The organism is Achromobacter sp. Marseille-Q0513 (genome assembly GCF_018195695.1).
In the GTDB taxonomy this organism is placed as follows: Bacteria; Pseudomonadota; Gammaproteobacteria; order Burkholderiales; family Burkholderiaceae_B; genus Achromobacter.
Window position 1 is genome coordinate 1 of record NZ_JAGTJY010000039.1, and the last position, 24,147, is coordinate 24,147.

Sequence of the window (24,147 nt, forward strand, 5' to 3'; positions counted from 1 at the left end):
GTCCACGGGATTGCCGGCCGAGGCGCTGGCGGGTTCGGCATCGGCCGCCGGCGCGGCCGTCTTGCCCTCGGCGGCCAACCCGCGCAGCCAGCGCGCGGCCCAGACCGCCTCGGCCATGAGCAGGGCGGCCAGCGGCAGCGCCGCCCAGGCGCCGGGCTCCAGCCGCAGCAGCCATTCCCCCACCACCCGCAGGGAGACGCAGATCACGCCGGCGGCCAGCATGGCCAGGATGACCAGGTCGCGGCGCACCTTCTGATAATAGAAACCCAGGCCCAGCGTGACCGCCAGCCAGGCGATGCTGCCAGTCGTGCTGCCGTAGGTGCGGCCGATGAAGAGGTCGGTGTACATCGTCGACATCACCAGCGCGCCGATGGTCAGCGCGGCCAGCAGGCGCGGACCGACCAGGGTGCTGGCGCGCCAGCGGCGCGCGGCCAGTTCCCAGACCGCCAGTATCACCAGGTTCAGGCCGGCCACGATCAGGGCGGGCAGGTACGTCGCGCCCAGGAGTCCCCACCAGCTGAAGACCCGCTCGCCCAGCCACAGGACCATGGCCACGTTGACGACCAGGGTCCACAGCAGCCAGACCGCCTGGCTGGCCGCGGCCAGCGCCCAGGGCAGCAGCAGCACGGCCCACCAGGCGAACAGTTCCCAGGTATCGGCGCCGGTCTGGTATGTTTGGCCCAGCAACGCGAGCAGGGCGCCCAGCAGGATGCCGGCCAGCGCCAGCAGGGCGCCGGGGATGGCGCCACGCGCGCCGGCGGCGGTCCGCAGGCGCAATCCGGCCCAGGCGGCGGCCAGCGCGCAGACGGCCAACAGGGCCTGGGCGCCGGCGAATCGCTGGACCTTGCTCATGTCCTGCCAGTTGGCCGCGACCCAGCAAATGGCGGCGCTGCCCAGCAGCAAAACGCCCAGCCAGAGGGTGCTTCGCGCCAGGAATTGGCGCCAAGCGTGCAGTTCGGATCCCGCTTGCCTTTCAGTGCCGACTTGCATGTCGAGAATCTCCGATCTTATTATCCGCGCTACTAAGGCGGGTCCGCCGCCACTGGATACACATGAATAAAACGCTGATTATTGCCGAGAAGCCCTCGGTGGCCCTTGATATATCACGCGCCTTGGGAGGCTTCGCGCGCGAGGGCGACTATTTTGAAAGCGAACGTTACGTACTGGCTTCCAGCATCGGCCATTTGCTGAGCCTGGTCGCGCCCAACGATCCTGTCAAAGGGAAGTGGAGCTTCACGCACCTGCCCGTCATTCCGCCTGAATTCGAGCTGGGCCCCACGGACAAGAAATCAGCCGAACGCCTGAAACTGCTGGTCCGCCTGGCCAAGCGCAAGGACGTGGACGCCATCATCAACGCCTGTGACGCCGGGCGCGAGGGCGAACTGATCTTCCGCTACATCATTCAGTATGCCGGCGTGAAGAAGCCGATCCAGCGCCTGTGGCTGCAGTCCATGACCCAGGCCGCGATCCGCGACGCCTTCGCCAACCTGCGCGACGACGTACAGCTCAAGCCGCTGGAAGCGGCCGCGCGCTCGCGCGCCGAGGCCGACTGGCTGGTCGGCATCAACGGCACGCGCGCCATGACCGCCTTCAACAGCAAGGACGGCGGCTTCTTCAAGACCCCGGTCGGCCGGGTGCAGACGCCCACGCTGGCCATCGTGGCCGAGCGCGAGGAACGCATCCGCGCCTTCGTGCCGCGCGACTACTGGGAAGTGCGCGCCCAGTTCGTGGCCGCCGCCGGCCTGTACGAAGGCCGCTGGATCGACCCGGACTTCAAGAAGGACGAGCGCGACCCGGAAAAGCGCGAATCGCGCCTGTGGTCGCAAGCCGCCGCCCAGAGCGTGGTGGCGGCCTGCCGCGAACAGCCCGGCAGCGTGACCGAGGAATCCAAGCCCTCGACCCAGATGTCGCCGGCCCTGTACGACCTGACCTCGCTGCAGCGCGAGGCCAACGGCCGCTTCGGCTTCTCGGCCAAGACCACGCTGGCGCTGGCCCAGACCCTGTACGAACGCCACAAGGCGCTGACCTACCCGCGTACCGACTCGCGCTACCTGCCCGAGGACTACCTGAACACGGTCAAGGAAACCATGCGCGCGCTGGCGCAGGGCGGCTCGAACGCCGTCGGCGGCCTGGCGCGCCATGCCGGCACCGTGGTCGGCGAGGGCTGGGTCAAGCCCAACCGCCGCATCTTCGACAACAAGAAGGTGTCGGACCACTTTGCCATCATCCCCACGCTGCAGATCCCGCATGACCTGAGCGAGGCCGAGGGCAAGCTGTACGACCTGGTGCTCAAGCGCTTCCTGGCGGTGTTCTTCCCCGCCGCCGAATACCGCGTCACCACCCGCATGACCGAGGTGCAGGGCCATCGCTTCCGCACCGACGGCAAGGTGCTGGTCGCCCCCGGCTGGCTGGCCGTCTACGGCAAGGAAGCCCAGGGCGAGGACGCCAACCTGGTGCCGGTGGCCGACGGCGAGACCGTGCGCACCGAGGACGTCGAAGCCGTGGGCCTGACCACCAAGCCGCCCGCGCGCTACAACGAAGGCACGCTGCTGTCGGCCATGGAAGGCGCGGGCAAGCTGGTCGACGACGAAGAGCTGCGCGAAGCCATGTCCGAGCGCGGCCTGGGCACGCCGGCCACGCGCGCGGCCATCATCGAAGGCCTGCTCAACGAAAGCTACCTGCGCCGCGAAGGCCGCGACCTGGTGCCCACCGCCAAGGCGCGCCAGCTGATGACGCTGCTGTCCGGCCTGGACGTGACCGAACTGACCTCGCCCGAACTCACCGGCGAATGGGAGCACAAGCTCAAGCAGATCGAGCAGGGCGGCCTGGGCCGCGAGGCCTTCATGCGCGAGATCGCGCAGATGACCCAGGTCATCGTCAAGCGCGCCAAGGAATACGAGCGCGACACGGTGCCGGGCGACTACGCCACGCTGCGCACGCCCTGCCCGAAGTGCGGCGCCGTGGTGAAGGAAAACTACCGGCGCTTTGCCTGCACCAGCTGCGATTTCTCGATCGGCAAGCACCCGGGCGGACGCACCTTCGAGCTGCCGGAAGTCGAGGAACTGCTGGCCAAGCGCGAGATCGGCCCGCTGCAGGGCTTCATCAGCAAGATGGGCCGGCCCTTCGCCGCCATCCTGCGCATCAGCGACGAATTCAAGCTGGAATTCGACTTCGGCCAGAACGACGAGGACGACGCCGAAGCCGTGGACTTCTCCGGCCACACGCCGGTCGGCGCCTGCCCCAAGTGCTCGTCGCGCGTGTTCGAGCACGGCATGAGCTACGTCTGCGAGAAGTCCGTGGGTCCGGCCAGGACCTGCGATTTCCGTTCGGGCAAGGTCATCCTGCAGCAGGAAATCTCGCGCGAGCAGATGGAAAAGCTGCTGACCGAGGGCCGCACCGGCCTGCTCGACGGCTTCGTCTCCAGCCGCACCAACCGCAAGTTCAAGGCCTTCCTGGTGCGCCAGCCCGACGGCAAGATCGGCTTCGAGTTCGAGCCCCGTCCTGAAAAGCCGGGCCGCGCGCCGGCCAAGACGGCCAGCAAGACGGCGGCGACCAAGACGGCCACCAAGACGGCCACGAAAACGGCCGCCAAGAAGGCCCCGGCCAAGAAGGCGGCGGTGAAGAAGACCGCGACCAAGACCGCCGCCAAGAAAACGGCCAAGAAGACCGCGGCCTGAGCCGGAACGATCGGCAGCCGTTGAGGAACGCCCGGGAGACCGGGCGTTTTTCATTGCCGGGCCGCTTGCGACAGGCGCACAACAAACGCCCGGAACGCCGCCGTATTGCGGTATTGTTTACCCCGCTGTACCGCACACGACCGAAGAGGACGACATGACCGCAAGCCCCCGCTCCCCCGCCCGCCGCCGCATCCTGACCGCCGCTGGCGCGCTGGCCGGCCTCAGCCTGATCGAGGGCCGCGTGGCGCTGGCCCAGCCCAAGCTCGGCCGCGTGGTCTACGGGCAAGGCAGCATTGACCCCTTCTTCGCGGCCGGCTACGTGGCGCTAAAGCGCGGCTATTTCGGCGAGGCCGGGCTGGAGGTCGAGTACCTGAATTCCCAGAGCGGCCCGCGCACCAACCAGCTGCTGGCCGCCGGCCAGATCGTTTTCGGCGCCACCGCAGCCACCGCCGCGCCCGCGCTGACGCTGGCCGGCAAGCCGGCCACGCTGGTGTTCGGCTTCGACCGCAAGCTGACCTACGCCAACGTGATCGTGCGGCGCGAGGACTACGACAGCGGCAAGATCAAGTCGCTGAAAGACCTGGCCGGCAAGCGCGTGGGCGCGACCCAGCCGCAATCCAGCACCTGGCTGATGGCGCTGTACCTGATGCAGAAGGCCGGCGTGGCCGACAAGGTAGACATCCGCCCGCTGGGCGACCTGGCCACCATGCTGGGCGCGCTCAAGACCGGCTCGGTCTCGGCCAGCATGGCCACCATGTCGATGATGGAGCAGGCCCGCCAGGAAGGCTGGGGCGTGCCGATCTTCGACGCCACCACCGAGTCCTCGTGGAACGAGTTCATGGGCGGCGACGTGCCCGGCATCGCCGCGCTGACGCTGGCCGACACCATCCAGAAGCGCCCCGAAACGGTGCAGGCCTTCGTCGGCGCGCTGGTCAAGGCGCAGGATTTCATCAGCGCCCATGACGCCGCCGCCATCACCGAGGCGATCTACGACGACTATCTCAGCGCCTTCCCCAAGAGCGCCATCGAGAAGACGCTGGGCGTCTACAAACAGACCGTGTTCCTGTCCGACAACATCATCACCGAGGACGCCTACCAGCGCATGAGCGCCATCATGGGCGACGGCCGCCAGTTCTCGAACGATGAACTCAAGACCGTGCCGTACTCGCGCTGCGTGGATATGAGCTTCGTGCGCCGCGCCCGGGGCCTGTAATGATCGAGCTGGACCGGGTTGGCAAGGCGTACCCCACGCGCCAGGGCGTCACGCATGCGGTGGGCGAGGTCAGTCTGGCCATCGGCGCGGGCGAGTTCGTGTCCATCGTCGGCCCCTCGGGCTGCGGCAAGAGCACGCTGCTGAACATGATCGCGGGCTTCCTGCCGCCCACCGCCGGCGAGATCCGCGTGGATGGCCAACTGGTCAACGGCCAGGTGCCGCCCAAGCTGGGCTACATCTTCCAGAAGGACACGCTGCTGCCCTGGTTCAGCGTCCGGAAGAACGTGGCCCTGGGCCTGAAGTTCCAGGGCGTGGCGCCCGACCGCATCGCCAGCCGCGTGGCCGAGCTGCTGGAGCTGGGCCATCTGGCGGACTTCGCCGACGCCTATCCGCACCAGCTCTCGGGCGGCATGCGGCGGCGCGTGGCGCTGTTGATGAGCCTGGCGGTGGAGCCGCGCATCCTGCTGCTGGACGAGCCCTTCGGCGCGCTGGACACGCACACCAAGACGCACCTGCACCGCGAGCTGATCGAGATCTGGCGCAAGCTGGGCCAGACCATCGTGATGGTGACGCACGACCTGGACGAGGCCATCACGCTGTCGGACCGCGTCGTGGTGCTGTCCGGCCCGCCCAGCCGCGTGCTGCTGGACGAGCGCATCGCCATCCCGCATCCGCGCGACGTGTTCACGCTGCGCGAGACGCCGCAGTTCACCGCCCACGTGCAAAGCCTGTGGAGCGTGCTGGGCCAGCAGTTCCGCGCCGCCGCCTGAGACCGGACGCCATGACTTCCGCGACGACTCCCCGCCATGAATCCGCCCACGCGCTGCAGGACCAGCTGCGCCTGGACCGCCGCGCCGCCATCGTCCGCCGCGTCCGCGTCACGCTGTGGCAAGTGCTGATCCTGGCCGTGATCCTGGGCGCCTGGGAAACGCTGACGCGCATCCCCTGGTTCACCCAGAACACCCTGTTCGATCCCTTCTTCATCAGCCAGCCCTCGCGCGTGGCCGTGCGGCTGTGGGAATGGCTGCAACCCGGCCCACGCTCGGTCTGGCCGCATCTGTGGTTGACGCTGCAGGCCACGCTGATCGGGCTGGCCGTGGGCGTGGGCAGCGGCTTCCTGGTGGGCATGACGCTCAGCCGCAGCCGCTTCCTGGCCGATGTGTTCAATCCCTATATCGTGGCCTTCAATTCCATGCCGCGCATCGCCTTCGTGCCGCTCATCACCATGTTCTTCGGGCTGGGGCTGGCGTCCAAGGTGGTCACGTCCTGGTTCGTGGTGTTCTTCCTGGTGTTCTTCAACACCTACAAGGGCGGGCGCAGCGTGGAGCGCGAGCTGGTGGACTTCTGCCGCACGCTGGGCGGTTCGCCGCGCCAGATCCTGTGGCGCGTGCGCGTGCCCACCGCCGCGGCCTGGACCTTCGCCGCGCTGCCCAACGCCATCAGCTTCGCGCTGATCGGCGTGGTGCTGGCCGAGTTCGTCGGCTCCACCACCGGCATGGGCTACCTGATGATCACCGCGCTGGCCACGCTCAACGCCACCGACATGTTCGCCGCGGTCACGCTGCTGTCGCTGGTGGGGATCGCGCTGGTGTATTGCGTGACGTGGCTGGAGCGGCGGCTGCTGCACTGGGCTCCCGAGTTCCGCGAATGATCAGGCCCACCCCCGAGGCGCTGCGCGCCTCCCCCCTCAAGGGGGCGCCGCTGCGGACCGGCGAAGCCGGATCCGCGCGGCCCCCGTCGGGACGAGCCTGCGATCCAACAAGCACGCCGTTTCCTTCCCGGTTCCCGTTCCCAGCCATAGGCGACTGACATGAATACCCTGCCTTATCTGCGCAACTTCGAACTCGGCGGCCAGGTCGCGCTGGTGACCGGATCGGCCCGTGGGCTGGGCCTTTGCATCGCGCGGGCGCTGGCCGGCTGTGGCGCGCGCGTGCTGATCAACGGCCGCAATGCCGCCGCGGCCGAGGCGGCCGCCGACGCGCTCAGGCGCGACGGACTGGACGCGCATGCGCTGGCCTTCGACGTGGCCGACGATGCCGCCATGGCGCAGGCTTTCGCCCGCATCGACGCCGAGCATGGCCGGCTGGACATCCTGGTCAACAACGTGGGCGCGCGCAACCGCAAGACGCTGGCCGACACCACGCCCGCCGAGATCCGCGAATTGATCGATACCGACCTGGTGGCCGGCCTGCTGCTGTCCAAGCTCGCGGCCGAGCGCATGGTGCGCCAGGGCGGCGGCCGGCTGATCGCCATCACGTCCGTGGTGGGCGAATTCGCGCGCGCGGGCGACGCCGTCTATCCGGCGGCCAAGCAGGGCCTGACCGGCATGATGCGGGCGCTGGCGGCGGAGTTCGGCGGGCGCGGCATCACCAGCAACGCCATCGCGCCGGGCACCTTCGCCACCGAGACCAATGCCGCGATGATTGCCGACCCCTCGGTCGGCCCGCGCGTCGCGGCGCGCAATCCGACGGGCCGCTGGGGCGAGCCGGAGGAAATCGCCGGCGCCGCCGTGTTCCTGGCCTCGCGCGCCGCGTCCTATGTCAACGGGCACGTGCTGGTGGTGGACGGCGGGCTGTCGATCCAGTTCTAAGGAAACGCGCTACGCGCTTGCAGCCCCCCATGGGGGCTGTCCTTCCTTGGGGCGGCCCAGCGAGGGGAAGGCCCTCACGCCGCGCGCTACGCGCTTGCTGCCCCCCGAGGGGCCGTCCTTCCTCGGGGCGGCCCAGCGGAAGGACACTCCCGCTCCCACCTCAGCTCGTCTCGTCCTGGTACCAGACGCCTTCGGCCAGCATCATGCGCTGGTGGCCGTGGCCGGCGGGCATCATGGGGAAGCAGTTTTCCTGCGCGGCCACCGCCACGTCCAGGAAGTAGGGGCCGTCGTGGGCCAGGCACTCGGCCAGCGCGGCGTCCAGCTGCGCGGGATCATCCACGCGCGCCGCGCCCCAGCCGAAGGCGCGCGCCAGCGCCACGAAGTCGGGCAGCGAGGCGTTGTAGCTGTGGCTGTAGCGGCCGCCGTGGATCAGCTCCTGCCATTGCCGCACCATGCCCATGTAGCCGTTGTTGCACAGCACGACCTTGACCGGCGTCTGGTGCTGCATGGCGGTGGACAGTTCCTGGATGTTCATCAGCACGGACGCGTCGCCGCTGACGCAGACCACGGTCTTGTCCGGGTGCGCGATCTGCGCGCCGATGGCGGCGGGCACCCCGTAGCCCATGGTGCCGGCGCCGCCCGAGGTCAGCCAGCGGTTGGGCCGGTCGAAGCGCAGGTATTGCGCGGCCCACATCTGGTGCTGGCCCACGTCGGTGGAGACGACGGCGTCGCGGCCGTCCAGCGCGGCGTTCAGGCGCGCCATCAGGTGCTGCGGCAGGATGGACTCGGCCGAGGGCGTGTAGCCCAGGCAGTCCTGGGCGCGCCAGGTGGCGATGCGGTCCCACCAGGGCGCGAGCCGCGCCGGGTCCAGCGGCGCGTCGCCCAGCTCGGCGCGCAGCGCCTGTACCAGCGGCAGGCAGTCGCCGACCAGCGCCACGTCCACGCGCACGACCTTGTTGATCGAGGCGGGGTCGATGTCGATATGGATCTTGCGCGCGTGCGGACAGAATTCCGAGAGCTTGCCGGTGATGCGGTCGTCGAAACGCGCGCCGATGCAGACCACCAGGTCGGCGTTGTGCATCGCAAGGTTGGCCTCGACCGTGCCGTGCATGCCCAACATGCCGACGAACTGCGAGCTGGACGCCGGAAAGGCGCCCAGGCCCATCAGCGTCAGCGTGCAGGGCGCGCCGGTGTGGCGCACCAGCTCGGTGAAGGCGGCGCAAGCCTCGGGGCCGGCGTTCACCAGCCCGCCGCCGCCATAGAAAATAGGACGCTTGGCTTGCGCGATCAGCGCGGCGGCGCGGCGCACGGCCGACTGCGGCAGCTTGGGCGCCAGCTTGCCGGCCTGCCGGCGCGCGCGCAGCGCGGCCAGCTTCTGCTGCGAGGGCACGGCCGGCACATCGATGTCGGCGTCATGCGGCACGGCCAGCTGCACGTCCTTGGGGAAATCCAGCAGCACCGGGCCGGGCCGGCCCTGGCGCGTCAGCTCGAAGGCGCGGCTCACCACGGCGGCCACGTCGTCCACCGCGCGGACCTGGGTGTTCCACTTGGTCACCGAGCGCGAGATGCCGATGGCGTCGCATTCCTGGAAGGCGTCGGTGCCGATGGCGGCCGTGGCCACCTGGCCGCTGATGCACAGCACCGGAATCGAATCGCACATGGCGTCCAGCAGGCCGGAGGTGGTGTTGGCCATGCCCGGGCCGGACGTCACGAAGACCACGCCGGTGCGGCCGGTGCTGCGGGCATAGCCCTCGGCGGCATGGACGGCGGCCTGCTCGTGACGCACCAGCACATGGCGCAGGCGCGGCTCGGCGTAGAGCGCGTCGTACAGCGGCAGCACGGCGCCGCCGGGGTAGCCAAAAATCGTGTCCACCCCATGCGCAATCAGCGTTTCCAACAGGATCCGGGCGCCGTTGGCGGCGGGGCCGGCGGCCGGGCGCGAGGCGGTGGAATCGGCGTCCGGCAGGACGGCAAGGGCGGCGGAGTGGAGGCGATCGTTCATGCTGACTATCTTATTCGTGGATGGGAAGAATTTTTATCTTCTTTTCCACAGATAACGGCCATACGGAGTAAATTCATCTTCAACATGGAGGATTTGAAGAAAATGAACCTGGACAAGTTCGACCTGGCCATTCTGAAGGTGCTGCAGCAGAACGCGCGCGCCAGCCTCAACGACATCGGCGCGGCCGTGGGCCTGTCGTCCACGCCCTGCTGGAACCGGATCAAGCGCATGGAAAGCGCCGGGGTGATCCGCGGCTACACGGTGGACATCGACCCGGCCAGCCTGGGCTTCATGGACACGGTGATCGTGCACGTCACGCTGGAAAGCCACAGCGAGGAAACCCTGTACGAATTCGGCCGCGCCCTGGCCCAGATTCCGGAGGTGCTGGAGGCCTTCCTGGTGTCGGGCGACTACGACTATTACATCCGCATCGCCGTGCGCGACACGCGGGACTACGAGCGCCTGCTGCGCGAACAGCTGTACCGGATACCGGGGATCCGGCACAGCAAGTCTTGCTTTGTGCTGCGGCGGTTGAAGGAGACGATGCTGCCGCTGACGGGCGCGGCGAACGTGCCAACTGCAGCAAACGCGATTTGAACGCGCCTGCAGCCCGATGACGGACGCGGATTAGTAGGCCAATTCCCTCTGGTGCCGAAACGCCAGGATATAGATCGCGTCTTCCGTGATGTCGTAGTAATACAAGGCCAAATACCCTGAATTCCCGAATGAAATCACCAGTTCACGCAACGCCGGCAGATCCCGGACGGGGCGTCCCACATATGGCGACACCTTCAAGAGCCCAAGATGGGAAGCAATAGTCTGGCTGGCCTGCTTGACGGCGAACGGCGCCCTTGCAGTCAAGAATTCCTGGCAACGCTTCAAACCCCGCAATGCACTTGCCGAGACGATTATTTGTGGCACGCGGGTGCCGGCTGTTCGTTGTCAGTGCCCCAGGTGCGCAACCAGGCTTGAACCTCTTCGCCGGTCACATGCAGACCGTCTTGCTGGAACGCCGTCCAGGCGGCCTCGGCCTCCTGGAAGAATTGTTCACGAGTGAGACGCTGACTAGCCGGGAGACTGGCGTCAGTGTTCAGTGCAGTATCCAGTTTCGGGGAAACCATGGCTGAGCCTTCAAGGGTAGGTGACCTCAATTTAGCCAGGAAAACGCCAGGCATCCATTGTGGATGACCGCAAGCTGGCCCCCTACCTCAACACATAATCCACCGGCACCGCCGGCTCCGGCAACGGCCGCACACCCAGACCTTCCAGCAGGTCGATCTCGATGACGCGCGCCAGCGCGGACAGAGGCAGGTCGTTCTCATCCTTGCCGAAGGGATCTTCCAATTCGTCGCCCAGCGCGTCCAGGCCGAAGAAGGTGTAGGCGATGATGGTGACCGCCACCGGGGTCAGGTATTCCAGCGCGCCCACCAGCCCGAAGGGCAGCAGCAGGCAGAACAGCCAGGCGGTGCGGTGCAGCAGCAGCGAATAGGCGAAGGGCGAGGGCGTGAACTTGATGCGCTCGCAGGCGGCCTGGATGGCGGCGCAGGCGGCGGCGCGCTGGGTCAGGGCCTGGTAGAGGATGTCGGTCAGCTCGCCGCGCCGCAGACAGGCGGCCAGGTCGCGGTTGATGGCCAGCAGCAGCGCGTCCGGCACGTTGCGGCAGCCGGCCAGGGTTTCGGCTTCGTCCAGCTGCACCCAGGGCCGGGCGGCGGCCAGGGCGTCCTCTTCACGCAGGCGCGCGGCCAGCGCGTAGGCGAAGCCGATGCAGCGGCGCACGATGCGTTCCTGCACCGGGTTGGCGGTGCTGGCGGCCAGCAGCACCGCGCTTTCGCGCGCCAGGCTGCGGCACTGGACGATGAGATCGCCCCATTGCTTGCGCGCTTCCCACCAGCGGTCGTAGCAGACGTTGTTGCGGAAACCCATGAAGACCGACAGCGCCAGGCCGAACAGCGAGAAGGGCACGGCGGACAGGTGGGCGGGCGAGAACATGCGGTCGTGGTACATCCACACGACCAGGCCGGCCAGCAGTGTGATGACGAGAATGCGGCTGAAGATGCGCGGAATGATGGAGCCGCGCAGAATGAAGAACAGGGCCAGCGCGGAAGGACGCGGACGGACGATCATGATGGGGTGGGAAGGAAAGGCGAGACGGAAAGAGGAACCGGAAAGGAAAACCGGAAAGCGGATACGCGGCGCGCTCACTATACGCCTGTCAAACCGTCATGGACGCGCCGATATAATTCTGTTTCGTTTCATCGCCCCCAAAGGCCCGCAGCCCCATGACCACCGCCTCCGAAGACACCCCCATCAAGCCCTGGCACGCCGTCCGCCGCTCCAAGCTGCACGGCAACGGCGTCTTCGCCGCGCGCAAGATCCCCGCGGGCACGCGCATCATTGAATACGGCGGCCAGCGCATCAGCGCCAAGGAAGCGGACCGCCGCCATCCGACCAATCCGGACGACCCGTTCCACACCTTCTTCTTCGCCCTCAGCTCGGGCCGCGTGATCGACGGCGGCGACGAAGGCAACGACGCCCGCTGGATCAACCATTCCTGCGAACCCAACTGCGAGGCGCAGGAAGGCAAGCACGGCAAGCGCGTCTATATCGTGGCCGTGCGCGACATCGCGCGCGGTGAAGAGCTGTCCTACGACTACGGCCTGGTGCTGGACGGCCGCATCACCAAGGCGCTGCGCGACGGCTACCGCTGCCTCTGCGGCACGCCGCCGTGCCGCGGCACCATGCTGGCGCTGTCGGACAAGCAGAAGAAGAAGGCGCAGAAGAAGCTTGCCGAGGCCAGGCAGGCCGAGGCGCAGCCCGTGGCCAAGAGCGCGGACGCGCCCACGAAAAAACGGGGCGGTTCGAAGCAAGCGGTGAAGCCGGGCGCCAAACAGGACGCACAGCTGGACGCAAAGCCCGACGCCAAACCCGCAGCCAAGCAGGACGCGCCCGCGCAAGCGAACGGCCAGGCCGCCACCAAGCCGGCGCGGAAACCCGCCCGCAAGCCGGCCGAAGCCACAGCCCAGCCGGAAGCAGCCCAGTCCAAGTCCCCCGCCGCCAAGCGCCGCGCCACGCACAAGACCGCGCCGGTTCCGTCCCCCGCCTGAAACCCCACCGGCGGCAGGCGTATTGCCCCGTCCCGCCCCGGCAGGCGTACAATCAGCCGGTCGTTAACACGACATGCAGTACGTCTTCAGGGCGGGGTGAAATTCCCCACCGGCGGTATGCCACGCAATGTGGCGAGCCCGCGAGCGCCCGGTGTTCCCCAGGAACGCCGGGGTCAGCAGACCTGGTGAGATGCCAGGGCCGACGGTCATAGTCCGGATGAGAGAAGATGTGCCGGCACATACTCGGCTGCCCGGGCGCTTGCGTCCGGCCAGCGGTTTTCTGCTCGGCTGTCGCATAGCCCTGAAACGTTTTTCGCCCACTTTTTCCGCGAGAGCGTTTCACATGTCCAATACCAATCCGCAGCAATCCCTTCCCAGCCTGGCTTCCCAGCCGTTCGAGGCCCGCTTGCAGCGCGCCCTGCATCACCTGCGCCTGGGCCGTCCCGTCATCCTGATGGACGACTTCGACCGCGAGAACGAGGCCGACCTGATCGTCGCCGCCGACAAGCTCACCGTGCCCGTCATGGCGCAGCTGATCCGCGACGGCAGCGGCATCGTCTGCCTGTGCCTGCCCGGCGAGGCGCTGGACCGCCTGGGCCTGCCGCCCATGGTGCAGAAGAACGAAAGCCGCCACGCCACCGCCTTCACCGTGTCGATCGAGGCGCGCGAAGGCGTGAGCACCGGCGTGTCGGCGGCCGACCGCGTCACCACCATCCGCGCCGCCGTCTCGCCCACCGGCCAGCCCGGCGACATCGTCAGCCCCGGCCACGTGTTCCCGCTGCGCGCCCAGCCCGGCGGCGTGCTGACGCGCCGCGGCCACACGGAAGGTTCGGTCGACCTGGCCGTGCTGGCGGGCCTGCGTCCGGCCGGCGTGCTGTGCGAACTGATGAACGCCGACGGCACCATGATGCGCGGCGCCGCGCTGGAGCGCTACGCCGCCCAGCACGGCCTGGTGGCGCTGACCATCGCCGAGCTGGCCGATCATCTGCAGAAGCTGCGCGACGGCCAGGCCAGGCCGGTCGACGATGAAGTGCTGGAGATGGCCGCCACGGCCTGATCCGGCGCGCCACACCGGCGCGGCCCGGCCTTCAGGCCCGGACCGCGCCGATATGAACACCCGACCAGCACCAAACCCGCCGGTGTCGATGCCGCAGCCGGCACCGACCGGGGCCGCTGCCGGCGCTGACCAAGGCCAATGCCGGCGCCGCGACCCGCCGCGCCGGCATTCTTCCCCCAGGCGATGCGCGTTCAGCGCTGCCCGTCGTGCGCCGACACCGCTTCCCTGGTCAGCCCGCCCAGCCGTGAATGCACGCGGCCGCCCGTGCCCATGACCAGCGCGAACAGGATCTCGCCCGGTCTGGGCGCATCCTGGATGCCGATCTCGATGCTGTTGAAGTGGCTGCGCACATAGGACGCGTGGATGTAGTGCACCGGCACCATCATGCGGTAGCCGGCCACGGCCACCGCCTTGACGGCCGGCACCATCGCCTTCGGCTCGCCCAGCACGCTGCGCATGGCCCAGCCGCCGGCCTCGTGCCAGACCGCGCCATGCTCCATCTCGCCGTCCAGCCCGACGATGGCGGCCTTGCTGTAGACCTCGATGCTGTCCTTGCCCAGCGTGTCGACCAGCTCGGTCGCCAGCAGCGAGCCCAGCCCGCGCAGCTCGGCCATGAAGGGCATCAGGTCCGGCTCGTAGCGGCCGGCGTAGGGATTGCGGATCACGGCGCAGGACGCGGCCAGCTTCAGCGGCACGGCCGGCGGCGGGCCGTACTCATGGAACGTGGTTTCGACGATGAGGCAGCGCTTGCGGATATCGATCAGGGACATGGGATGGGCTCCGGGAACAGGGTGGAATGCGGGGATGGCATGCGGCGACGGCGCGCCCTTCATTGCGGCTCGATGCCGGTTTCCTTGACGATGGCGGCCCATTTGTCGATCTCGGCGCGCACGAAGGCGCCGAATTGCGCGGGCGTCTGGGTTTTGACGGAAAGGCCCTGCGCCGCGTAGGCGTCCTTCAGCTCGGCCTTGCCCAGCGCCTTTTCCAGCGCGGCCGCCAGGCGCCGGGACACGGGCTCGGGCAGATCCTTCGGACCCATCAGGCCGAACCACACGGTCAGGTTGAAGCCGGGCGCGCCGCTCTCGTTCAGCGTGGGAATGTCGGGCGCCAGCGGGAACCGTTCCGGCGTGCTGACGCCATAGGTCTTGACCTTGCCGGCGCGCGCCTGCTGCAGGCCGTTGGCCAGGTCGGTGAAGGTCAGATCCACCGTGCCGCCGATCACGTCGGTCAGCGCCTGCGGGCCGCCGCGATAGGGCACGGCCGTGACGTCGATGCCGCCCATCCGCGCCCACTTGGCGCCGAACACCTGCGCGCTGCCCGAGCCGTAGGCGTAGGTCAGCTTGCCCGGATGCCGCGCGCCGTAGGCGTACAACTCGGCCACGCTGGCGCCCGGCAGGCGCGGCGAGCCAACCAGCAGATAGGGCGTCTCGGCCACGGCGCCGATGGGCGACAGGTCGACGGCCGGATCGTAGGGCAGGTTCTTGAACAGGCTGACGCCGCTGGCGGCCGTGGACACGCCGACCACCACCACGGTGTAGCCGTCCGGCTTGCTGCGGGCCACGTCGTGCGTGCCGATGATGCCGTTGGCGCCGGGCTTGTTCTCGACCACCACCGGCTGCCCCAGGTCGTCGGCCATGGCCTTGCCCAGGCTGCGCGCCACCACGTCGGTGATGCTGCCCGGCGGAAAGGGCACGACCATGCGAATGGGACGGTCGGGGTAGGCGGCCCGCGCCGGGTGCATGACAGCAAGGGCGAGCAGGGCCGCGCCCAGGCCGGCCGCCAGCCGCCGCGCGGCGATGATGGGTTTCATGGCTGTCTCCTGTTGATGTGTTCTTGTCGCCACGACGGACAGCGCCGCTACGCCAGATGCGCCGCCAGGTCAGACGCGTTCAGCCGCTCCAGGTATTGGTGGATCCGCGTGTTGTCCACGCCCGGCTCCATCTCCGCCAGCGCGCGCTGCCACAGCCCGGCGCACAGCGACAGCTGCTCGGCGCGCACGCCGGCATGCGCCTGCAGCGCGTCGGCGGTGCGCAGGTCCTTGGCCATCAGCGCCAGCGCGAAGCCGCCGGCGTAGCTGCCCGGCACGATGAACTGGCGCAACTTGGTTTCGGTGGCGACGTTGCGGCCGCTGGAGGCATTGAGCACGTCGGTGAACACATCCAGGTCCAGGTCCATGCGGCGCGCGATCAGCAGCGCCTCGCTGGCCGCCAGCAGGCCGGCGGCGTAGACATAGTTGTTCAGCGCCTTCATGGCATGGGCCGAACCGACCGCGCCGGTGGGAATCAGCGTGGCGCCCATGCGCGACAGCAGCGGACGCGCGCGTTCCAGGTCGGCGGCGTCGCCGCCCGCCATGATGGCCAGCGTGCCGGCGGCGGCCTTGGCCACGGCGCCGGAAACGGGCGCGTCGACCAGCGCCAGCCCGGCCGCGCGCAGCAGCGGCGCCAGCCGCAGCGTCTGCGCCGGATCGGACGAGCCCATGTCCAGCAGCAGGGCGCCGGGGCGCAGCAGCGTCATCAGCCCGGGACGGCCCGGCGCGCCCTCGATCACGGCATTGGTCACGGCGCTGTCGGGCAGCATGGTGATGACGATGTCGCAGCCGGCCAGCTCGTCCAGGCCCCCGGCCCCGCGCAGCGTGCGTCCCCAGGCGGGATGCGCGTGCAGCCGCGCCAGGCGGGCCGGGTCGCGGTCATGGGCCAGGATCCGGTCGTCCGAGTCGGACCGCGCCAGGTTCTCCAGCATCGGCAAGCCCATCATTCCCAGTCCGACGAATCCGATTTCCATGCCCATGCCTTCCGCTTATCGATGATGCCTTTTCCCGAACGAAAGGCGCATGGGGATGCTACTGGCTGTGGCTTTTCACGGCCTATGCTAAGTTGGCCGGGGGATATAACAAACAATTATCGAGACAGGAAGGAAAGCGCCATGCGCTTCAAGCTCAGGCAGATGGAGGTGTTTCGCGCGGTCATGCTGACCGGCTCGATGAACGGCGCGGCCAAGCTGCTGTTCGTGTCGCAGCCCGCCGTCAGCCGGCTGATCGCCCATGCCGAGCAGAGCCTGGGCCTGCAGCTGTTCGCGCGCGACAAGGGCAAGCTCACGCCCACGCCCGAGGCGCAGCGCCTGTTCGAGGAAGTCGGGCCGCTGTTCGAGGAAGCGCTGCGCATCGACGAGCTGGCGCGCGACCTGGCCGCCCGGCCCGAGGGCGCGCTGACGCTGTGCGCCAGCCCCAGCCTGGCGCTGAACTTCCTGCCGCCGGCCATCGCCCGCTACCTGGAGCTGCACCCCGGCGTGCGGCTCAAGTTCCACACCACGCTGCTGGCCGACATGGCGCACGAGCTGCTGGGCCGCAAGGCCGAGCTGGCGATCTCGGTGCTGCCGGTGGACCATCCCAACCTGGTGGTCGAACCGCTGGCCACGGGCGAGATGGTCTGCATCCTGCCGGAAGGCCATCCGCTGGCCGCGCAGCCGCGCGTGAGCCTGGCGCAGCTGGCGGCCTGCCGGCTGGTGCTCTACAGCCGCAACATCCCCTTCGGCCAGCTGGTGGCTGCCGCATTCCAGCGCGCCGGCGTGAGCTGGAGCGCGGCGGTCGACATCATGCGCGCCGAGGTCGCCTGCGCGCTGGTGCGGGCGGGCGCCGGCGTGGCCATCGTCGACCAGTTCTCGGTGGGCGGCCAGGGCTGGCCCGGCGTGGTGGCGCGGCCGCTGCGCGAATCGATCCCGCTGTCGCTGAGCCTGGCGCGCTCGCGCTTCGAGCGGCCCAGCCGGCAGGTGCAGCGTTTCGTGCGCCTGATCAAGGAGCATGTGCGCGGCCTGCCGGACCTGAAAACACCGGGATAGCGCTTGCCGCCGCCCGCCGTCGCGACGGCCGACATGCAAGGAAGTCCTTCAAAAGGAAAGGGGGGAGCGGGACGGCGCGATGCCCGCCTGGGCGATGGCATAATTCCGGGACTCGCGCGCCCCGCGGGCACAGAAAAATTTAATGAGCCACAGCTCGCATTAGATACACGCATCACCCGGCCTTCATGACATCCATCCCGCAGCCCCGAAAAGCGCCGCGCCAGCAGCGCTCGCAACAGACCGTCGACGCCATCCTGCAAGCCACCGCCCGCGTGCTGGCCGAACATGGCTACGCAGGCACCAACACCAACCTGATCGCCGAAACCGCGGGCGTGAGCGTGGGTTCGCTGTACCAGTACTTCCCGAACAAGAACGCGCTGATCGCCGCCCTGCACGACCGCCACGACCGGCAGATGCTGGACCTGATCGACCAGACGCTGGAGGCCAATCCCGCCGCCACGCTGCGCGACCGGGTCGCCGCCATCGTCGGCGCCATGCTGGGCGCGCACCTGCTGGAACCGGCGCTGCACCGCGTGCTGGAGCGCGAGTTCCCGCTCTTTGACCAGCCGCGCGAGCACAGCCTCGCCGACCAGGACATCCACCGCCGCATGCGGCACCTGCTGGAGTTCCACCGCGACGAGATCGCGCAGCCGGACCGCGACCTGGCCACCTATGTGGTGCTGCGCATCATGGAATCGCTGGTGCACGCGGCCGCGCTGGAACCGCCGGCCGGCTTCTCGCCGGCGCAATTGGAACAGGCCGTGGCGGACGCCATCATGGGCTATCTGAGCGTGCCGGCGCCGGCAGCCCGCAAGCGGGCCGCGCCGCGCAAGGCGGGCTGAGACAGGCCGCTGCCGCCAGCGTATCCAGGAAGCGCGACGCCAGTTCCGGCGCGCTCGACACGTCCAGCCTCGCATAGGCATTCTTGCGATGCGTCTTGACGGTCTCGATGCCGATCTTGAGCTTCTGCGCGATCTCCTTGGAGCAATAGCCCTTGAGGATCAGGCCGACGATCTCGGCCTCGCGCGGCGACAGCCTTTCCCGCAAGCCGCGCATGCCGGCCAGGCGCAGGCCGTCCCGCGACGCGCATTCGCGTTCCGCCAGCCATGAGGCCAGATGCCGCCTGAACAGCGACTGGACCAGCGGGAACACGCCATCCAGCCGCGCGGCCTCGTCGCGGGTGAACCGCGCGCCGCCATGACGATACAGGCCCACCTGCAAGGTGCGCGCGCCGGCCAGGCGCACGCTCAGGTCCAGTTCCTTCAGCGTGGCGGGAAAGTCCCGGGTCAGATAGCCGATCTCTTCGTCGCGGCTCAGCCGGATGCTGTCGCAATCGCGCTCGGGCCGGCGCAGGAAGGTCGAGCGGCACAGCTCGGGCAGGAAATGGACGCCGCTTTCGATGCCCCGCAGGTGATGCTGGAAGAACGGGTGATAGCGGAACGTGCCGCCCGAGTAGCGATGCAGCGAGCGTTCCGGCGCGCCGGGCGGGAAATTGCTGTGCAGGCAGGCGGGCGCGGCTTCCCCGTCGTAGAAGAACACCGCATACAGGTCGAACGGCACCAGCGTTTCCAGGCGCTCCAGCAGCAAGGCCGGGAAGTCCTGCCGGTCCAGGGCGTCGACGAGCTGGCTCATGTGATCGATGGTCATCACGGCGGACATGCGGGGCCTCCGGCGCGGGATGGATTCGCGGATTCCCGAGCATGCCAAATCGCGGCAGGGGCGGCAATGCCGCGGGTGACGCAAATAGATCCACCCGTGGATCCGCCGCCGTTCATTCGTCCGATTCTTCATGCGGTCGCGACGCCGCGCCGCTTGCACGACCCGCGCGCGCCATCCCCCCAACAGGGGATTACCGCTCCCATGCCCGCTTGCTAAGGTCGCTGTCACCACAACGACAAGCGCGCTTCCCAAGGAGACGGTATGAACAGCATCTGGACCACGCCCGCCGTGGCGGCCTGCCTTTCCCTGGCCGCCACCGCCAGCCTCGCGGCCGACCTTCGCGTCGCGGTCAACCAGGGCAATCCGCCCTTCGAATTCGAAGACCGCAACGGCAAGCTGACCGGCTTCGAGGTCGAGGTGATCCAGGCCGTGGCCCGGCGCCTGAACAAATCGGTCGAATTCTCGTCGATGCCGTTCAACATGCTGTTCGCGGCCGTGCAATCCGGCCGCGCCGACGTTGCCCTGGGCGCCATCACCATCACCGCCAAGCGGCTCGAGAACGTCGCCTTCACCCAGCCCATCATCGATTCCAACCAGTGCGTGGCCGCGCTGTCGGACGGCCCCGTCAAGCGCGTGGAACAGCTCAAGGGGCGGGATGTCGGCGTCATCACCGGCACGGTGGGCGAGATCTGGGCCGCCCGGTCCCAGCAGGAACACGCCTACAAGGAAATCCGGCGCTACGACGGCAATATCGAACCGATGATGGACCTGGCCTCGCAGCGCACCGCCGCAAGCATCAACGACTGCCCGATCATGGCCTGGTACATCCGCGACAAGCCGCAGTTCTCCATCATCCACGAAGTGGCGACCGGCGACAGGAACGCGCTGATGCTGCCCAAGGCCAGCCCGCTGCTGGACGCGATCAACCAGGAAATCGGCCGCATGAAGACCGACGGCTCGCTGCCCGGCCTGTACCGCAAATGGTTCAACGCCGAGGCCGGCCCGGATTCCAGCACGGTGAAGATCGAAGCCATTCCGGCCGTGCAATGAACCTGGCCGACACCTTCTTCAATGCCGGCGTGCTGGCCGATTCCCTCGGCTCGCTGCTGGCCGGCTTCCGGCTGACGGCGCTGCTGGGCGCCACCAGCCTGGTCCTGGCGACCGCGCTCGGGCTGCTGCTGGTCGTGCTGCGCCTGTATGCGGTCAAGCCGCTGCGCTGGGCCGCCATCGCGCTGATCGACGTGCTGCGGGCGATTCCCCTGCTGGTGCTGCTGGTGATCGTCTACTACGCGCTGCCCTTCGTCGGCCTGCGGCTGCCGCCGTTCTGGGCCGCGACCGCCGCGCTGTCACTGGTGGCGTCCGCCTATATCGCCGAGACCTTCCGCGCCGGCATCGAGGCCGTTCCCGCCGGCCAGGTCGAGGCCGCCCGCGCGCTGGGCCTGTCCTGGCCCCGGATGATGACCGACATCGTGCTGCCGCAAGCGATCCGCTTCACCATCCCGCCCGGGACCGGCATCGCGATCAGCCTGATCAAGGACACCGCGCTGGCCTCGGTGGTGGCCATGCCGGACCTGCTCAAGCAGGCCACGCAGGCGCAGGCCTACTACGCCAATCCCACGCCGCTGATCGGCGCGGCCATGCTGTACCTGCTGCTGTTGCTGCCGCTGGTGCGCGTGGTCAGCGCCATCGAGAACCGCGCCAGCCGCCGAGGAGCCCGATAGTGCACATCCCACATCGCCCCGCGCCGCAAAATGCCGACGCAGCGGCGGCCTCGAACCCGCCCCCGCTGCTGCGCCTGCGACGGCTGGAAAAACGCTACGGCGCGTTCGCCGCGCTGGACGGCGTCGACCTGGACGTGGCCCGGGGCGAGGTCGTCGCCCTCATCGGCCCGTCCGGGTCCGGCAAGTCGACGCTGGTGCGCTGCGTGAACCTGCTGGAAACCTATGACGGCGGCAGCGTCGAGGTCGACGGCATCGCGGTGCGCGACGACCGGCACCTGGCGCGCGTGCGCGCCGAGGTCGGCATGGTGTTTCAGCAGTTCAACCTGTTCCCGCACATGAGCGCGCTCAGGAACGTGGCGCTGGCGCCGGTGCGCGTGCGCGGCCTGTCCTGGCCCGAGGCCACGGCGCGGGCAGAGGCCCTGCTGGAACGCGTGGGCCTGCGGGCCCACCAGCACAAGCGGCCGGGCCAGCTGTCGGGCGGACAGCAACAGCGCGTCGCCATCGCGCGGGCGCTGGCCATGCAGCCCGAACTGCTGCTGTTCGACGAGCCCACGTCGGCGCTGGACCCGGAAATGGTGCAGGAAGTGCTGGACGTGATCCAGGACATCGCCAGGACCGGCGCCACGCTGCTGATCGTGACCCATGAAATGTCCTTCGCGCGCAAGGTGGCAGATCGTGTCGTGTTCATGGAGCAGGGCCGCATCGTGGAAATCGCGCCGCCCGAGACGTTTTTCACGAACCCCGCCACGGACCGCGCCCGGGCCTTCATCCATACCGCCACGCGCGGACGCGGCGGCATGTCCGCCTGAGCCTTCCACACGAGTCCTGCCCATGCCCCACGATCCACGCCCGGTCCAGGACCTGGCCCCAAGCCCAAGCCCAAGCCCACGCCCAAGCCAGTCTCCGCAGCCCCTGCCGCGCGCCACGGTGCAGGCGCTGACGGCATCGCCGATCCGGCAGTTGGCGAACGCGGCGATGCACCGCGCAGACGTGCTGCCCTTCTGGTTCGGCGAATCCGACAGCCCGACCGTGGGCGTCATCCGCGCAGCCGCCAGCCTGTCGCTGGCGCGGGGCGAAACCCGCTACGGCGAGAACCTGGGCCGGCCCTATCTGCGCCACGCCCTGTCCCGCTACCTGAGCGCGCTGCACGGCGTGGATATCGGCACGGAACGCATCGCAGTCAGCGGGTCAGGGGTGTCGGGCATCATGCTGGCCGCGCAGCTGCTGCTCGAGCCGGGCGACCGCGTCGTCGCCGTCACCCCGCTCTGGCCCAACCTGACCGAGATTCCCCGCATCCTCGGCGCCCGCACGCAGCGCTACCCGCTGTCGGTGACGGACGGCCGATGGACGCTGGACGTGCCCGGGCTGCTGCAGGCGCTCAGGCCCGGCACCCGTCTGCTGCTGCTCAACTCGCCCAACAACCCCACGGGCTGGACCATCGCGGCCGACGACATCGCGCCCATCCTGCGGCATTGCCGCCAGCATGGCATCTGGATTCTCTGCGACGACGTCTACGAACGCCTGCTCTACGACCCCGGGCAGGCCTCGGCGCCGTCCTTCCTCAGGCACTGCGCGCCCGATGACCGCGTCATCTCGGTCAACAGTTTCTCCAAGGCCTGGTCCATGACCGGATGGCGCGTCGGCTGGATGGTCGTGCCCGCGTCGCTGACGGGCGATCTGGCCAAGCTGATCGAATACAACAGCTCCTGCGTCTTCGATCCCGTGCAGCGGGCGGCGACGGCGGCGCTGGAACACGGCGAGGCCACGGTGGCGGCGCTGCGTGCGCAGCTGGCGCGAACCCGCGCGCTGCTGACCGACGCGCTGCGCGGCTTGCCCGGCATCGAGGCGCCCGATGCCGGCGGCGCAATGTATGTGTTCTTCCGGATGGCGGGCGCGACCGACTCCGCGCTGCTCGCACGGCAACTGGTGGAACAGACCGGCCTGGGCCTGGCCCCCGGCGCGGCCTTTGGCCCGGAAGCGTCGGCATGGCTGCGCTGGTGCCATGCCACCAGCCCTGAACGCCTGGAAGAAGGATTGAGCCGGCTGCGCCGCTTCCTGACGCAACGCCGGACATAGCGAGGCCGCCTCGCACGATCCGGCCAGACCGGACCCACGCGAACGCAAACGCAAACGCCAACGCAAATGCGGACGCGCGGACCGTTCAGCCCTCGGGCCGTCCCGCGCGCTCGGCCGCCATCCGCGCCAGGCAGTCGGCGGCATCGCCGATCACGACGCGAGCGCTGCAGGCCAGCATCAGGTTGAGATTCAGGCCGAAGTCCTCGACCGTGTATCCCTGCGCATCAATGGCGCGGGCGGGCGTGTCCGCCGTGCCGACCGCCACCTGCGCGATCAGCGAATCCGCCTGCGCGGTGTACGCCCATACCGGCTTGCCGCAGGCGATGGCGTAGCCCACCTCGAAGGCCGTGCCCGAATCAGGCTCGGCGCCACGGAACGGATTCAGGTTGGCCATGACCAGGTCCGCGCGCTGGATCATGGCCACGTTGGCGCGATAGATCCACTGCGCCAGCGCCGCGCCGGTCAGGCCGGGCGGCGTCTGGTTGTCCAGCGGGAACAGGCCGTCAAAGCCGTGCCGGGCGGCCAATGCCTTGAGCCGCTCGCCCTGCGCCGCCGCGTCCGGCAGGAACACGTCGAAACCGGCCAGGTAGACGGCGGGCCGCGCGCCGCTCATGACGGCTCCGGTTCGGACACGGAAAAGCCCTCGCCGGTGGCGAAGAACGAGCCGCCGGCCAGGTAATGGATCGAGCGGCGGCCCTCGGAAGGAAAGTGCCATCGATTGCCCGAGAACACATCGGGCGCGGCCCAGGCGGCCACGACCTCGCCGATGAACAGGTCGTAGGCCTGCTGGTTGTGCGGCTCGGGCAGCACCTTACATTCCAGCCAGCCCAGGCAGCCCGCGACCAGCGGCGCGCCGATCTTGCTGGCGGGGAAGGTGGCCAGGCCGCTGGCCTGGAACTTGTCCTCGTCGCGGCCGGAGTCCGTGCCGACCTTCAGCGTGGCCCGCGCCTGCTCGCGCGACGGGATGCACAGCGCGAATTCGCCGGAAGCGTCGATCAGCGTGCGCGTATGGGTGTTCTTGTCCACCACCACCAGCATGCGGGCGGGGTTGAAGTCCAGCGGCATGGCCCAGGCCGCCGCCATGACGTTGCGCCGGTCGCCGTGGGCGCTGGTGACCAGCACCGTGGGGCCGTGGTTCAGCAGCAGGTAGGAACGGGACAGTTCGACGGGCTGGATATCGGGCGCATGGGACACGCTGGACTCGCTTGGAACGC

At 68.9% G+C, this 24,147-nt stretch carries 23 protein-coding genes, 1 pseudogene and 1 riboswitch; of the genes and pseudogenes, 14 read left to right on the forward strand and 10 right to left on the reverse strand.

Features of this window, described 5'->3' with window-relative positions:
- Nucleotides 1–990, reverse strand: a 990-nt coding sequence (locus KDH83_RS10795; protein ID WP_212315333.1) for a DUF2157 domain-containing protein, incomplete at its 3' end; no start/stop codon positions are given.
- Between the two features lie 62 nt (nt 991–1,052).
- On the opposite strand from KDH83_RS10795, the gene KDH83_RS10800 reads away from it, so the two are divergent.
- From KDH83_RS10800 to KDH83_RS10820, 5 genes are all read left to right on the forward strand, one after another.
- Nucleotides 1,053–3,677 carry a DNA topoisomerase III gene (locus KDH83_RS10800; protein WP_212315335.1) on the forward strand — a complete coding sequence of 875 codons (2,625 nt, stop codon included), beginning with the start codon at nt 1,053–1,055 and terminating at the stop codon, nt 3,675–3,677.
- A 154-nt stretch (nt 3,678–3,831) separates the two neighbouring features.
- Nucleotides 3,832–4,890, forward strand: a complete 1,059-nt coding sequence (locus KDH83_RS10805) for an ABC transporter substrate-binding protein (RefSeq protein WP_212315337.1) — start codon at nt 3,832–3,834, stop codon at nt 4,888–4,890.
- Complete coding sequence (locus KDH83_RS10810; RefSeq protein ID WP_212315339.1) at nt 4,890–5,660, forward strand: ABC transporter ATP-binding protein; 771 nt, start codon at nt 4,890–4,892, stop codon at nt 5,658–5,660. Before KDH83_RS10805 ends, KDH83_RS10810 begins: the two co-directional genes overlap by 1 nt.
- A gap of 11 nt (nt 5,661–5,671) precedes the next feature.
- The gene (locus KDH83_RS10815; protein ID WP_212315348.1) at nt 5,672–6,541 is read left to right on the forward strand and encodes an ABC transporter permease; all 870 of its coding nucleotides are present in this window, start codon (nt 5,672–5,674) and stop codon (nt 6,539–6,541) included.
- A 159-nt stretch (nt 6,542–6,700) separates the two neighbouring features.
- Nucleotides 6,701–7,480, forward strand: a complete 780-nt coding sequence (locus KDH83_RS10820; RefSeq protein ID WP_212315350.1) for an SDR family oxidoreductase — start codon at nt 6,701–6,703, stop codon at nt 7,478–7,480.
- Between the two features lie 160 nt (nt 7,481–7,640).
- Here KDH83_RS10820 and ilvB read toward each other — a convergent pair whose 3' ends face one another.
- Nucleotides 7,641–9,491: a biosynthetic-type acetolactate synthase large subunit gene (gene ilvB, locus KDH83_RS10825; RefSeq protein WP_212315409.1), complete on the reverse strand. Its 1,851-nt coding sequence runs from the start codon at nt 9,489–9,491 to the stop codon at nt 7,641–7,643.
- A gap of 93 nt (nt 9,492–9,584) precedes the next feature.
- Between ilvB and KDH83_RS10830 the strand changes: the two genes are divergently transcribed.
- Nucleotides 9,585–10,079 (forward strand): Lrp/AsnC family transcriptional regulator, encoded by a 495-nt coding sequence (locus KDH83_RS10830; protein WP_212315352.1) that lies wholly within the window; start codon nt 9,585–9,587, stop codon nt 10,077–10,079.
- 30 nt (nt 10,080–10,109) lie between these two features.
- Here the strand turns inward: KDH83_RS10830 and KDH83_RS10835 are convergent, their stop codons facing one another.
- Nucleotides 10,110–10,403 (reverse strand): type II toxin-antitoxin system RelE/ParE family toxin, encoded by a 294-nt coding sequence (locus KDH83_RS10835; protein WP_212315354.1) that lies wholly within the window; start codon nt 10,401–10,403, stop codon nt 10,110–10,112.
- Nucleotides 10,404–10,685: 282 nt separating this feature from the next.
- Nucleotides 10,686–11,606: a bestrophin family protein gene (locus tag KDH83_RS10840; RefSeq protein WP_212315356.1), complete on the reverse strand. Its 921-nt coding sequence runs from the start codon at nt 11,604–11,606 to the stop codon at nt 10,686–10,688.
- Nucleotides 11,607–11,761: 155 nt separating this feature from the next.
- Between KDH83_RS10840 and KDH83_RS10845 the strand changes: the two are divergent.
- A pseudogene (locus KDH83_RS10845) lies at nt 11,762–12,259 on the forward strand (SET domain-containing protein-lysine N-methyltransferase); the annotation flags it as partial.
- A gap of 405 nt (nt 12,260–12,664) precedes the next feature.
- Nucleotides 12,665–12,819: riboswitch (FMN riboswitch) on the forward strand.
- A gap of 110 nt (nt 12,820–12,929) precedes the next feature.
- Nucleotides 12,930–13,643: a 3,4-dihydroxy-2-butanone-4-phosphate synthase gene (gene ribB / locus KDH83_RS10850; protein ID WP_212315358.1), complete on the forward strand. Its 714-nt coding sequence runs from the start codon at nt 12,930–12,932 to the stop codon at nt 13,641–13,643.
- Between the two features lie 191 nt (nt 13,644–13,834).
- Here the strand turns inward: ribB and KDH83_RS10855 are convergent, their stop codons facing one another.
- The 3 genes from KDH83_RS10855 to KDH83_RS10865 form a co-directional block, all read right to left on the reverse strand.
- A complete protein-coding gene (locus KDH83_RS10855; protein WP_212315360.1) occupies nt 13,835–14,413 on the reverse strand; it encodes an amino acid synthesis family protein in 579 nt (192 codons plus the stop codon).
- A 59-nt stretch (nt 14,414–14,472) separates the two neighbouring features.
- Nucleotides 14,473–15,384 (reverse strand): tripartite tricarboxylate transporter substrate binding protein, encoded by a 912-nt coding sequence (locus KDH83_RS10860; protein ID WP_212315411.1) that lies wholly within the window; start codon nt 15,382–15,384, stop codon nt 14,473–14,475.
- Between the two features lie 116 nt (nt 15,385–15,500).
- Nucleotides 15,501–16,430, reverse strand: coding sequence for an NAD(P)-dependent oxidoreductase (locus KDH83_RS10865; RefSeq protein WP_212315362.1), 930 nt, complete (start codon nt 16,428–16,430; stop codon nt 15,501–15,503).
- A 135-nt stretch (nt 16,431–16,565) separates the two neighbouring features.
- Between KDH83_RS10865 and KDH83_RS10870 the strand changes: the two genes are divergently transcribed.
- Nucleotides 16,566–17,477, forward strand: coding sequence for a LysR substrate-binding domain-containing protein (locus KDH83_RS10870; RefSeq protein ID WP_212315364.1), 912 nt, complete (start codon nt 16,566–16,568; stop codon nt 17,475–17,477).
- A gap of 185 nt (nt 17,478–17,662) precedes the next feature.
- Nucleotides 17,663–18,319: a TetR/AcrR family transcriptional regulator gene (locus KDH83_RS10875; RefSeq protein ID WP_212315366.1), complete on the forward strand. Its 657-nt coding sequence runs from the start codon at nt 17,663–17,665 to the stop codon at nt 18,317–18,319.
- Here the strand turns inward: KDH83_RS10875 and KDH83_RS10880 are convergent.
- On the reverse strand, nt 18,252–19,136 hold the full coding sequence (locus tag KDH83_RS10880) for a helix-turn-helix transcriptional regulator (protein WP_212315368.1): 885 nt from the start codon (nt 19,134–19,136) through the stop codon (nt 18,252–18,254). The two genes, KDH83_RS10875 and KDH83_RS10880, sit on opposite strands and share 68 nt — an antisense overlap.
- Before the next feature lie 261 nt (nt 19,137–19,397).
- Between KDH83_RS10880 and KDH83_RS10885 the strand changes: the two genes are divergently transcribed.
- From KDH83_RS10885 to KDH83_RS10900, 4 genes are all read left to right on the forward strand, one after another.
- Nucleotides 19,398–20,186, forward strand: a complete 789-nt coding sequence (locus KDH83_RS10885; RefSeq protein WP_212315370.1) for an ABC transporter substrate-binding protein — start codon at nt 19,398–19,400, stop codon at nt 20,184–20,186.
- Nucleotides 20,183–20,857 (forward strand): amino acid ABC transporter permease, encoded by a 675-nt coding sequence (locus KDH83_RS10890; protein ID WP_212315372.1) that lies wholly within the window; start codon nt 20,183–20,185, stop codon nt 20,855–20,857. The genes KDH83_RS10885 and KDH83_RS10890 overlap by 4 nt, the downstream gene beginning before the upstream one ends.
- Before the next feature lie 83 nt (nt 20,858–20,940).
- Nucleotides 20,941–21,666 carry an amino acid ABC transporter ATP-binding protein gene (locus KDH83_RS10895; protein ID WP_283093818.1) on the forward strand — a complete coding sequence of 242 codons (726 nt, stop codon included), beginning with the start codon at nt 20,941–20,943 and terminating at the stop codon, nt 21,664–21,666.
- Between the two features lie 22 nt (nt 21,667–21,688).
- Nucleotides 21,689–22,933, forward strand: a complete 1,245-nt coding sequence (locus KDH83_RS10900; RefSeq protein ID WP_212315374.1) for a pyridoxal phosphate-dependent aminotransferase — start codon at nt 21,689–21,691, stop codon at nt 22,931–22,933.
- A gap of 85 nt (nt 22,934–23,018) precedes the next feature.
- Here KDH83_RS10900 and KDH83_RS10905 read toward each other — a convergent pair whose 3' ends face one another.
- Together KDH83_RS10905 and KDH83_RS10910 are read right to left on the reverse strand one after the other, a co-directional pair.
- A complete protein-coding gene (locus tag KDH83_RS10905) occupies nt 23,019–23,546 on the reverse strand; it encodes a nucleoside 2-deoxyribosyltransferase (RefSeq protein ID WP_212315376.1) in 528 nt (175 codons plus the stop codon).
- Entirely contained in the window at nt 23,543–24,127 is a 585-nt protein-coding gene (locus tag KDH83_RS10910) for a flavin reductase family protein (RefSeq protein ID WP_212315378.1), read from the reverse strand. The genes KDH83_RS10905 and KDH83_RS10910 overlap by 4 nt, the downstream gene beginning before the upstream one ends.
- Nucleotides 24,128–24,147: the final 20 nt, after the last annotated feature.